The organism is Intrasporangium sp., assembly GCF_039812505.1.
Lineage (GTDB): Bacteria > Actinomycetota > Actinomycetes > Actinomycetales > Dermatophilaceae > Intrasporangium_A.
Window position 1 is genome coordinate 42340 of sequence record NZ_JBDIAQ010000007.1, and the last position, 12139, is coordinate 54478.

At 74.2% G+C, this 12139-nt stretch carries 6 protein-coding genes; 4 read left to right on the forward strand and 2 right to left on the reverse strand.

Features of this window, described 5'->3' with window-relative positions:
- Positions 1-6: 6 nt before the first annotated feature.
- Together WMI84_RS02305 and WMI84_RS02310 are read left to right on the forward strand one after the other, a co-directional pair.
- A complete protein-coding gene (locus tag WMI84_RS02305; protein WP_347350386.1) occupies positions 7-5583 on the forward strand; it encodes a hypothetical protein in 5577 nt (1858 codons plus the stop codon).
- The gene (locus WMI84_RS02310) at positions 5580-6215 is read left to right on the forward strand and encodes a hypothetical protein (protein WP_347350387.1); all 636 of its coding nucleotides are present in this window, start codon (positions 5580-5582) and stop codon (positions 6213-6215) included. Before WMI84_RS02305 ends, WMI84_RS02310 begins: the two co-directional genes overlap by 4 nt.
- A 119-nt stretch (positions 6216-6334) precedes the next feature.
- On the opposite strand, the gene WMI84_RS02315 is transcribed toward WMI84_RS02310, so the two are convergent.
- Positions 6335-6952 (reverse strand): hypothetical protein, encoded by a 618-nt coding sequence (locus WMI84_RS02315; protein WP_347350388.1) that lies wholly within the window; start codon positions 6950-6952, stop codon positions 6335-6337.
- Positions 6953-7017: 65 nt separating this feature from the next.
- Between WMI84_RS02315 and WMI84_RS02320 the strand changes: the two genes are divergently transcribed.
- A complete protein-coding gene (locus WMI84_RS02320; RefSeq protein ID WP_347350389.1) occupies positions 7018-7740 on the forward strand; it encodes a hypothetical protein in 723 nt (240 codons plus the stop codon).
- A gap of 1 nt (position 7741) precedes the next feature.
- Positions 7742-7954 carry a MerR family DNA-binding transcriptional regulator gene (locus WMI84_RS02325; protein ID WP_347350390.1) on the forward strand — a complete coding sequence of 71 codons (213 nt, stop codon included), beginning with the start codon at positions 7742-7744 and terminating at the stop codon, positions 7952-7954.
- 159 nt (positions 7955-8113) lie between these two features.
- Here the strand turns inward: WMI84_RS02325 and WMI84_RS02330 are convergent.
- Positions 8114-12139, reverse strand: a 4026-nt coding sequence (locus tag WMI84_RS02330; protein ID WP_347350391.1) for a hypothetical protein, incomplete at its 5' end; no start/stop codon positions are given.

A 12139-nucleotide genomic window follows, 5' to 3' on the forward strand; every position in this document is an offset into this window, starting at 1 on the left:
GCCGCGGTGAGCCTGCCGGCGAGCACCGGCCCGGCCTGGAGTGTCGGGGACAGCCTGGAGCGGGTCCGGGCCGCCCTCACCGGCCGGGTCGCATCGGTCCGGCAGCTGGGCGATGGCAGCCTGCTGGCCAACTGCGTCAACCCGGGCCACCCCGACCGGCACCCGAGCATGCACATCTCGCACGTGGTCACCGAGCACGGCGGGCGCACCCTGTTCCACTGCGCCTCCTGTGAGCAGGCCTGCTCGCAGGAGGACTATGCCAACTGGTGCGGGCTGGAGGCCGACGACCTGTTCGATGACCGGCGGTGGAACCTGCGCCACCCCGACGGGCGGGCCGGGCCGGGCCGCCGCAAGCCGGTACGCCAGCGCCGGACCGGGGCCACGTTCGGCCGGCTCGGCCCGCTGCCCAAACCGATCGCCACGGACCTGCCGGGGCTGCTCGGCCAGCCCGGCCCGCAGCCGGAGCTGGCTCCGTCCAGCGGGCACGAGCACGACTGGGTCGCCGTCGAGACCTACGACTACCTCGACGCCGGCGGGAAGCCGTTCCACCGGGTGCACCGACACAAGTGCCGCACACCGGGTTGCGGCGCCAAGAACTTCCCGCAGGAGTACCTGACGCCCGGCGCCGACCCGGCCAGGCAGGCGCACTGGTTCTCGACGCAGAAGAGGGCCGGGATCGGCGCGTCGTGGAGCACCCGGCTCTACCGGCAGGCCGAGGTCGAGGCTGCCGTCGCCGCCGGCCGGGACGTGTGGATCCTCGAGGGCGAGAAGGACGTGCACACCGCCGAGGCGGCCGGGCTGGTCGCCACCACCAACCCCGGCGGGGGACGCAACTTCGCCGCGCACCTGGCCGAGCCGCTGGCCGGCGCCGCGCGGGTCAACTGCGTGCACGACCGGGACGAGACCGGGTATGCCCGCGCGGTCCGGCTCGAGGAGCTGCTGCGCGGGGTGCAGGCCGGCCAGGTGCGCCACTACCTGCCGGCGACCGAGGCGGCCAAGTCGGACTTCACCGACCACATCCAGGCCGGCCACGACGTGACCGGCCTGCTCGAGCTGCCGATCGCGGCGTTCCAGGCATGGCACCAGCTCGGCACGAAGGTCACCCCCGCCGAGACGACGATCGAGACCTGCCTGGAGGAGGTGCACGCCCGGCTCCGGCTGGCCGAGCACGAACGCAAGCAGGGCCGCAAGGCGGCCGCCGGGGACAACCGCCGGTACGCCACCCGGTGGGCCAAGGAGGCGAGCCGGGCGCATGCCCGGCTCGTCGACGGCGCGCAGGCGATCGCGGCCATCACCGACCAGATCACCGACCCGGCCGGGCGGGCGTGGGCCGAGCAGGCCCTCGAGATCGCCGAGACCCGGCTGCGCACCCTGACCGGGATCGTGGCCGGCCTGTTCGAGCAGGTCGGCCAGATCGTCCCGCCCGAGGTCACGGCCGCCGCGATCACCCGTGCCGACCCGGTCACCGCCTCGGCCCAACCCGCGCGCCCCGGACCCGCCCTGCACGAGGACGCCGCCGATCCCGGGCTGGAGCCGGGCCGGCCCACCTTCGCGGTGATCCCCGGCGGCGGGGGAGGCGGCGGTCTGGCCGGGGTGCGCATCGAGCACGACGAGTTCGCGATCGTCGGTGACGAGCTGACCCAGGTGTTCTGGAAGTCCGCCGGCGCGGAGGCGACCCGGACCTACAAGCGGGTCATCAACGTGCCGATCACGTTGCACGCCAAGGAGATGGCCGAGTCCGAGGAGGACATCGACCTGGAGAACATCGACCTGGCCGCGCTCGGCGACCGGCAGGGCCGCGGCGCCACCGCGCGGGTGAGCAACCTGACCGCGATGACCCACGTGGTGCTGACGGTGCCGGCACCCGACGGCAGCCAGGCCCTGGTCCGGATCCCGCACGAGGAGTACGAGGACGGCAGCTTCCTGGCCCACCTGCCGGTGCCGCACCTGAACTACGCGCGCTCGCGGGCCGGGCGGGACAAGGTGATCACCGCGATCAACTACGTGTCCCCGCACACCGAGATCCGCACCTCCTACCGGGCCACCGGGTGGCGGCGGCAGCCGGACGGGTCCTCGATCTACCTGACCGCGGCCGGCGCGATCGGGGCCAAGGGCTTCCTGGACGTGCCCACCAACCTGGGCGGGGCGATGGCCCGGTTCGACCTGCCCAACCCGAGCGACGAGGCGGCCCGGATCCGGCAGGCCTTCACCCGCGGCGCCGCCCCGCTGGTCGAGCAGTTCCCGGACCGGGTCGGGGCGGTGCTGGTCGGGCAGGCGTTCCGGGCCGCGATCGCCCCCAACGAGTGGGTGACCGTGCTCAGCGCGAGCCCGGGCGCCGGCAAGACCGGGCTGGCGTCGCTGGCCATGCACTTCTTCGGCGAGATGTGGGACCGCAACCGGTCGGTGTCCTCGATGTCGGGCAACGGCGCGACCGCGAACGCGTTGCGGATCTACGCGCACCAGGCCAAGGACGCGGTGCTGTTCCTGGACGACAACGCCCCCACGAACGGGGCCACCCAGGCGTGGGAGCGGCTCGAGACGACGATCCGGATGATCCACAACCAGGAGGGCCGCGGCCGGGCCACCCGCAACGGGCAGGGCACCCTGCCCGAGTCCCGGCCCCGCACCTCCGGGCTGATCACCACCGAGCTGCCGCCGCGGGCCGGCAGCTCCGGCGGGCGCCGCGCGCTGGTCGTGCCGATGGACCGGCACGAGATCGACATCGGGCGGATCATCGACCTGGACGCCATGGATGCCCGGCACGACCGGGCCCTGGTGATGTCCTCGTTCCTGCGCTGGGTCGCCGCCGACCACCAGGGCAGCCTGCTGCGGGCCAAGCACCTGCGCGACGAGTACGCCGCCGCGGTCAAGGCCGGCGCGACCAGCGCCAACCGCAAAGCGATCGAGGAGCACGGCGTCAAGGTCGCCGAGATCTGGGCCGGGTGGGGGCTGCTGCTCGACTTCCTGCTCGACGTCGGCGCCCTTACCGGCCCCGAACAGGCCGCCTGGGCCGACCGGGTCCAGCAGGCGCTGCTGGTCGCCGCGGAGAGCGCCGACGACCCGGACCTGGTCGACTCCACCGGTTCCCGGGCGTGCGAGCTGCTGCGGTACGCCCTGACCAACGGGATCGCGTATGCCGCCGACGCCGCGACCGGCAAGGCGCCGCCGTTCCTCGAACGGCGCCTCGGGTGGCGCGAGCAGGGCCTGGCCGAGCCCGGCGACCCCAGCTCGTCCTGGAAGCCGGACCCGCGCGGCATCCTGCTGGGCCACGTCAACCGCGGACCGGACGGGCCCGACCCGGACCCGGAGCTGCTGTGTGACAAGGCCGCCCTGGCCGCCGTCCTGAAGGCCGCGGCCGCGCAGATGCCCGACACCTCGGCGCTGGATCCCGGCACCGTGCTGCGCGCCCTCGAGGAAGAAGGCGTGCTGAAGGTGCGCCACGAGCTGCGCCCTGGCGGGTCGGTCACCCGCCGCACCCTCGACCGGACCATCGGGTGCCTGACATCGGTGAGCGACCCGGGCAAACCACTGCGCGAGAAGCGGATCGTGCTGCGCCTGCCCGCCCTGTTCGGTGAGGACCTACCCGAGCGGGGCCAGCCCCCGACCAGCCCGCCCGGCGCCGGCCCGGACCAGCCCACCACGCCCGGCCAGGGCACCGGGCACAACGCCGGCGAGAACCAGCCACCCATACCCACCGAAGACACCGACCCGTGGGGCACCGACCCCGAGGAGGAGCAGATGCAGGCGCCGCCGGCCACACCGACCGAGCACACCAACGCCGGCGGGCTGACCCTGCCCAAGACCAGCCACCTCGACACCCGCCCCTGCGCCCGGTGCGGACAACGATGCAGTGTCGAGCTGGGCGGGCTGCCGCTACACCTTCCCTGCTTCTGGGCCACCCACGCAGCCACCCTCGAGCAACTCCACGCCGAGATCCAAACCCGCACCACCACCGCGGGCACCGCTACCGCTGGTGTTGGCATGCCCGACGAGCCCACACCCGCGGCGGACACGGCGCCGGCGGGCGCCGCGCGACCCACCAGGACCCCCGCTACTGCCAGCCCGTTCCGGGCCGCGGCCGCTGTCATCGACGTGGACCGGGCCTGGCTGCCGGACGGCACCGGGTTGCAGCTGCCCTACCGGATCGAGCACCTGGGCCACCTCGAACAGCTCGGCCGCGACCTGGGTCTGGGCGCGCCACCGGTCGGGTGGCACGACTGGCCCGAGGCAGGCATCGTCGTGCCGACCCGGGCGCTGTGGGCCAGCCTCGGGGTCGAGGTCGACAAGCTGCCCGGGCTGCCCTCGAAGCGGGCCGACTGGCTCAAGAAGGCCTCAAAGGGGCTGCCCGCCCTGACCGACGCGGCCGCGGCCGGATGGGTGTTCGGCCGCGGCGACACCGACCCGGTGCTGCGTGGCTGCATCCGGCTGCGCCGGGCCGGGCAGGACCGCGGCCAGATCCGGATCCTGATGAACGCCGGGTTCCCCGACGAGTGGGGCATCACCGAGCCGGTCGCCGACCCGGCCACCATCGTGCGGCGCCTGCAGCTGTTCACCGAGCTGGTCGGGATCCCGTTCGCGGCCGGCGGCTCGCCGATCTCGACCGCGATCGACCTGTTCGAGGCGGTCACCCCGGTCGGGACCCGCCGCAAGCTGGCCCCCGTCGACTGGGAGGCCGTGCCGCCGGCGTTCCTGCGCACCCTCGAGGAGCACTTCGACTGGACCCGCACCCCGAGCCGGGACGAGCTGGCCAAGGCACACCTGATGCTGTGGGACCGGGGCCAGTCCTACCTGGCCACCTGGTCGCGGCTGCCGGTCGGGCTCGGCGCCCCGACCCACCTGGCCGGGCCGGTCACGTTCAACCCCAGACAGCCCGGCTGGTGGCGGATCACCGTGCCCGACCCGCGCCTGGACGGGCACCAGATGCGCCAGCCGTTCCCCGACCTGCTCGACCCGCACGGCACCAGCGCCGGGCAGCAGCGCTGGGTCACCACCCCCGCGCTGGCCTACGCCATCGAGCACCTCGAGGCCACCGTGGCGATCAGCGAGGCCTGGGTGTGGCCGCCCGAGCGGTCCGCCCGCGCCCTGGAGAAGTTCTACGGGGTGATCCGGCTAGCCCTCAAACAGCTCGACCAGCAGCCCGGGCCGGACGCGCGGGCCGTCGAGGTCATGGTCAAGACCGTCTACAAGCAGTTCTCCGGCTACTTCACCTCCGACCACGCCGCGGCCGCCAAGTCCGAGCTGCACCAGCCGTACTGGTTCCACGCCACGATCGCCCAGGCCCGGGTCGCGATCCTGCACCAGATCCTGGCCACCGGCGGCGGGATCCACGGGGCCGGGCCCTGGCCGCTGGTCGTGGCCAACAACGACCTGATCGGCTACGCCGTCGACCAGCTCGGCGACACCGGCTGGCCCGGCAACCCGGCCAAGCTCGGCCGCACCCCCGGCGCGTACAAACCCGCCCGGCACGCGCCCCTACCCGAGCACGCCACCTACCTGACCGGGCAGCAGTGGCATGGCCTGGAGGCCACCACCGACTATCACCCCAGCGACCCCGAACAGGCCCAGCCTGGTGAGCGCCAGTGAGTCCCGGCCCCGACGATCCGGGCATCACCCCGGGGCAGCCGCCCGGGCTCGACCCGTACCACGCGCACTCCTCCGCGACCCGCGAGACCATCTTCGGGTTCATGACCGGCCGCGACGTCGAAGGCGCCCTCGACGAGGGCGACCCGCGCACCCAGCTGATCGCCGCGTACGGCGCCTCCCGACGCGACCCCACCCGGCCCGACACCGCCGCCGCGGCCAAGGCCCTCGGCGTCAGCCAACGCTCCGTGCAGCGCTGGCTGGCCGGCGGCGGCATCACCAGACGACACGCCTCGAAGCTGCGCAGCGCCTCCCGGCGGGCCATGACCACCAAACGCGGCCGGGCCCGCGCGATCAAGACGGCCGGGCTGAGCAGGCGCCCACCGGGCAAGAACGCGATCGCGGTCGGCGGGATCCAAGGCGTCCTGTCCGGGCAGACCGGCAACTACCGGCCCCGCACCACCGCCGTGCAGGTCACCGACACCGACCTGGCCGCCATGCAACAGACGTGGGTCGAACACGGCGAGGCCGGCCTGAGCGCCTTCCTGCACCAACACTTCAACGAGCACTACATGGGCGACTGGCACTTCAAATCCATCGAGACCCTCGACTGGGCCACCAGCACCCACTACTGAGTCACCGCCTCACCCGCGGGGGCCCTGGGCTGTTGGGTGCTTGTGGGCAGGGGCCACGGGCCAAGCCGACGAATCTGCCGGGACGACTTGCTGCCTGGTTGACGGGTGAGGCCGGGGTGCTAGTGGGGCAGGGTGGTGATGTCGATCGGCGGTGCGGTGTCGAGCCAGGCTTCGTGGCGGCCCTTGGCGAGCAGGTCGGCCCGGACGGCGATCCGCCAGGGCGCGACCTGCTCGAGGATCTGGTGTTTGGCGATCAGCGCCAGGGGCCGGTTCTCGTAGGTGATCGCCGCGGTGACGGCCCAGCCGGGGGGGATCGGGGCGGGTTTGACCGAGTGCAGGATCACCACCATGAGCCGGTTCAGGCCGTACCCGGTGTGGGTCAGGTGGATCAGCCGGTGCGGCTCGTGCCAGCCCATCGCCCGCACCTGCGCGCTGATCGCCCGGCCGCGGGGGGAGCGGATCGCGATCAGCTGGGCCTGCAGGTGCGAGCGGTCCTTGGCCTGGCGGGCCAGCACATCGGCCGGTGGGGTCAGCAGCCCGCGCAGCCGGGCGGCGTGGGCCGGGTTGGGCCGGCTGGTGCCGGCGAGCCAGCGTTGGACGGTGCGCTGGCTGACCCCGACCTCGCCCGCGAACGCCCGGGTGGGCAGCGCGGTCGCGGACCGGCCGCCGTAGCCGAGCCAGATCGCCTGGCGCAGCTGCGCCGGGGACCACGCGTACCGGCCGGCGTCCTCACTCACCCCCGTGACTATACCCCGTGACAGGGTATAGTCGCGGGGGATCGCGGGAGGAGGCTCGGGATCGGGTGGCCGGATGGGTGATCGTCGTTGTTGTGGTCGGGTCTGCCGCGGCCGGTCTGCGGGCGGCCCGGTGGCTTGAGCGCGGCGGCTGGCGCCGGCCCGGCGAGCAGGCGGCCCTGCCCCGCCTACCCTCGGTGCGGGTGCTGCTGGCCGGGTTGATGGGCGCCGCCGGCGCGCTGGTCGGGTGGGGCCTGCTGCGGCCGGGCTGGTGGCCGGCCGGGCTGGCCGGGCTGGTCTTCGTGCTCGCGGCGGCCCCCGGGGCGGTGGTGGACCTGGCGGTGCATCGGGTGCCCGAGCCGTTGGTGCTCACCATGCAGGCCGGCGTCGTGGCTCTCCTGCTGACCGGCGCGCTGGTGACCGGCGACTGGGGCAGCCTCGGGCGGGCGGTAGCCGCCGGGGTGACCGCGTGGCTGGCCGTTTTCGGGCTCGCTCTGGTCACGGGGCTGGGGTTCGCCGATGTGCAGCTGTTCGGCACGGCGGCCTTGTGCCTGGGCTGGGTCGGGTGGCTCCCGGCAGTCTGGGTGGTCGGGGCCGGGTTCGTCGTTGGTGGCCTGTGCGCGGCCGTCATGCGGGCCGCGGGCCGGTCCGGGCCGGTCCCGATGGCCCCCTCGATCGGGCTCGGGTTCCTGCTGACCGTGGCGACACTGCCAGCCGCAATAAGCACGCCGGACCTAGCCGGCGGCCTAGCCGCCCTCCTAGCCTCCGGCCCGGCGGCAGGGCGTGGCTGACATGGACGCGGGTAGCGGGTGGCTCACCACCGAGCAAGCCGCCCGGCGGGCCGGGATCAAACCAGACACGCTGCGCCACTACGCCGCCCAAGGGCTGGCCCCGGCCCCGACCCGGTTCGGCCGCTCCCTGATGTGGGACCCCGCCGCGATCACCCACTGGCTGGCCACCCGCCCCGGGCGAGGGACACGCACCGACCTGCACCCGCGAGCGTGACCCCACCGCGCCAGTGGTGGTTGAACGGACATCAACCTCGCAACCGGGAGCCGTCTATGGCTCCAGGAGCACCGACACGGCCGCATAGGGAAGACCTCCACGAGTCGGGGGGAACCTCACCCGACAGATCGACCGGGAACCTACATCGTCGTGGGGCTCCTATGGTTCGAGGAGCATCGACACAGCTTGGAGGGTCGCCTCGGGCTGGAGCCGGACCATGACAGGGACCGCGTGCTCCCAGTGCGGGCCGGTCAACAGCGCCACCAGGGCCCGCGACAGGGTTTGATTGGTGGCCCACTCCTGGGTCCTGCGCATGCTGAGCGTATCGGCGATGCCGGAAAGTGCCGGCATCTGCTGGTCGGGATCGGTGATGGTATGGGCGAGTTCGGCCAACGCCTGCGCCTTCGCAGCCGGGTCGGTAATGGTGCGGGTGGCCTGTTCGGCGGCTTCGGCGAGGCGTTCGGCCCGGTCGGGGTCGGTGCCGACGAGGGCGCGGGCGAGGGCGGTCAACACCTGCGCCTTCGCAGCCGGGTTGGTGAAGGTGCGGGTGGCCTGTTCGGCGGCCTCGGCCAGACGCGCGGCCCGGTCCGGGTCGGTGCCGGCCAGGGCGGCGGCGAGGCGAACTAGGGCATCTGCCTGCTGGTCGGGCCCGGTGATGGTGCGGGCGATCCGTTCGGCCCGGTCAGGGTCGGCCCTGGCGAGGGTGGTGGCGAGGCGAACTAAGGCATCTGCCCGCTGCCCTGGGATGGTGTGGGCGGCCTGTTCGGCGGCCTCGGCCAGGCGGGTGGCGCGGTCTGGATCGGTCTCGGCGAGGGCGCGGGCGAGCTCGGCCAACGCCTGCGCTTGCAGGCCAGGGTCGGTGATGGTGGCGGCGGTGTGTTCGGCGGCCTCGGCGAGGCGTTCGGCCCGGTCGGGGTCGGTGGCGGCGATGGCGGCGGCGACGCCGGCCAGCGCCTGCGCTTGCTGGCCGGGCTCGGTGATGGTGGCGACGATCCGCCCAGCCCGCCCTAGGTCGGTCCAGGCCACCGCCGCGGCGATGCCGGACAGGGCCCGCGCCCGCAGCCACGAGCTGGTGATGGCTTGGGCGGCCTGTTCGGCGGCCTCGGCCAGACGCATGGCCCGGTCCGGGTCGGTGCCGGCGACGGCGGCGGCGATGCGAACTAGGGCATCTGCCTGCTGGCCGGGGTCGGTGATGGTGCGGGCGATCCGTTCGGCCCGGTCGGGGTCTGTCCTGGCGAGGGCGGCGGCTATGCCGGCCAACGCGTACTCCTGCAGCCACGAGTTGGTGGTGGTGTGGGCAGCCTGTTCGGCGGCCTCGGCCAGACGCATGGCCCGGTCCGGGTCGGTGCCGGCCAGGGCGGCGGCGATGCCGGCCAACGCCTGCGTTTGCTGGCCGGGGTCGGTGATGGTGCGGGCGATCCGTTCGGCCCGGTCCGGGTCGGTCCAGGCCAAGGCGCGGGCGAGTTCGGCCAACGCCTGCGCCCGCGCTGCCGGGTCCGTGATGTTGTGGGCGATCCGTTCGGCCCGGTCGGGGTCGGTGCCGACGAGGGCGCGGGCGAGGGCGGTCAACACCTGCGCCTTCGCAGCCGGGTTGGTGAAGGTGCGGGTGGCCTGTTCGGCGGCCTCGGCCAGACGCGCGGCCCGGTCCGGGTCGGTGCCGGCCAGGGCGGCGGCGAGGCGAACTAGGGCATCTGCCTGCTGGTCGGGCCCGGTGATGGTGCGGGCGATCCGTTCGGCCCGGTCAGGGTCGGCCCTGGCGAGGGTGGTGGCGAGGCGAACTAAGGCATCTGCCCGCTGCCCTGGGATGGTGTGGGCGGCCTGTTCGGCGGCCTCGGCCAGGCGGGTGGCGCGGTCTGGATCGGTCTCGGCGAGGGCGCGGGCGAGCTCGGCCAACGCCTGCGCTTGCAGGCCAGGGTCGGTGATGGTGCGGGCGATCCGCGCGGCCCGGTCCGGGTCGACCCTGGCGAGGGCGGCGACGATGCCGGTCAGCGCGTACTCCTGCTGGTCGGGCCTGGTGATGGTGCGGGCAGCGTGTTCGGCGGCCTCGGCCAGACGCACGGCCCGGTCGGGGTCGACCCCGGCGATGGCGGCGGCGATGCCGGCCAGCGCCTGCGCTTGCTGGCCGGGCTCGGTGATGGTGGCGACGATCCGCCCAGCCCGCCCTAGGTCGGTCCAGGCCACCGCCGCGGCGATGCCGGACAGGGCCCGCGCCTGCGGGTCGGGCCGGGTGATGGTGTGGGCGATCCGTTCGGCCCGGTCGGGGTCGACCCCGGCGAGAGCGCGGGCGATGCCGGACAGCGCGTACGCCTGCAGGTCCGGATCGGTGATGGTGGCGGCGAGGCGTTCGGCCCGGTCGGGGTCGATGCCGGCGAGAGCGCGGGCTATGCCGGACAGCGCGTACGCCTGCAGGTCCGGGTCGGTGATGGTGTGGGCGAGCTGCTCGGCCTCGTCGGTGAGGCGGGTGGCGTGGTCGGGGTCGGTGTTGGTGATGGCGGCGGCGATGGTGGTGAGGGCTTGGGCTTGTTGGTCGGGGTTGGGGATGGTGCGGGCGAGGTGTTCGGCGTGGTGGGGTCGGCCGAGGGTGGCCCAGAGGGCGGGTAGGGCCTCGGGGATGGTGTGGGCGTGTTGGTCGAGTTGGTGGCGGTGGACGGCGAGGTTCAGGAGGTCGGTCAGGGGGGGTGGGGTTTGTTGGGCGAGCAGGGTTTGGGCGGTGCGCAGCTGGTGCTGGGCGGCGTGGTCGGTGCCGGTGCTGGTGTACAGCCAGTGGTGGCGGGCGGGGTCGGTGGCCAGGCGGGCCAGCCGGGTGGTGTCGTCGGTGGGGTCGGCGGCGGGGTTGGTGGTGTCGGCGAGCAGGGCGGGGTAGCCGGTGGCGCAGTAGCTGGGGGTGTGCGCGGGCCAGCCGGCTTGCGCGTAGCCGGTGACCCAGTCGTGCAGCTGGTGGCGGTAGCCGCGCAGCAGCCGGGGGCCGAGGTTGGTTTCGGCGGCGGCCGCGATGGTCTCGTGGAAGAACTGCCAGGTGCGCGTGGCGGGGTCGTCGCTGGGGGTGTCTAGGTCCCCGCCGGGCCGGGGTTGTAGGCAGCGGGAGGCGCGGCTGGTCAGGAACGCGTTGACCTGGTAGGGGATCTGGTCGGTCAGCCCGGCCAGGTCGGGGCCGGTCAGCCCGCCGCGGGCGGCCGCGATCCAGCCGATGATCTGCAGGCCGGGCCCGCCGGTGGTGAAGATCTCGTCCAGCTCGGCGTCGGCGTGCGCGGCCTCGCGGCGGGCTACCGGTGAGGGGGTCAGCGTCATGACCGGGCAGCCGCGCAGGGGGTGTTCGTCGGGCAGGTCGGCCGGTAGGTCCCGGTCGGGGCGGCTGGTCACGATGACCCGCAGGTTGTGGTGTGGGCGGGCCGGCAGCGCCGCGGCGATCGAGCTTCGGCCCGGGCCGGGGGCGGTGCCGGCGATGTCCTCATCGAGCCCGTCGACGATCAGGACCAGCCGCTGCCCGTGCTGCTCGAGCCGTTCGGCGGCGGCGTCGAGCAGCTGCCAGAAGTGCCCGAGCCGGCCGGGCCGGTTCGGCGCGGCGCCCGCGAGGGTGGGGGCCAGGTAGCCGAGCTGGTCGGTGACCGCGGTCAGGAACGCGTCGGTGTCGGCTTGGCCGGCCTGGCGGCGGGTGATCAGGAACGTGGTCGTCTCGAGCCCGGCCGGGGGGTGCGTGGCGTACCAGGCGGCCAGTGCGGTCTTACCGGCCCGGTAGTCGGCTTCGATCCGCAGGTACTGGCCGGGTCCGGCGCAGAACTCGGTCAGCGCGGCGAGCTCTGGCTGCCGGTCTTGCAGGTCGGTGGGGGCGGCGGCGGCGATCTGCCGGTGGTAGGCGGCCCGGACCGTCTGCCCGGCCGGGGCGGGCACCACCTCGGTGAACCCGCCAGGGGTGGTCCCGCCCGGGGCGTCGAGCAGGGCCGTGATGGTGCGCCCGTCGGGGTCGGGGCGGGTGGCGGGTTCGATTACGAGCCGGCCGGGTCCTTCGGGCAGGTCGTGGCGGGTGATGACCCCGATCAGGTGGTCTGCGCTGAAGACCGGGGCACCGGAGATGCCTTCCCAGGGGGAGCGGGGGGCCCCGTCCTCGTCCGGGGGGTGCTCGGCGGGGGGCGGGGCGGTGACGTGGAACGCGAGGGTGCCTTCGCGGCGGTTGGCCGCGACCGGGAT

Coding starts and splice junctions, on each gene's coding strand:
- WMI84_RS02325 (WP_347350390.1), top strand. CDS start 7,742: ATGGACGCGGGTAGCGGGTGGCTCACCACCGAGCAAGCCGCCCGGCGG.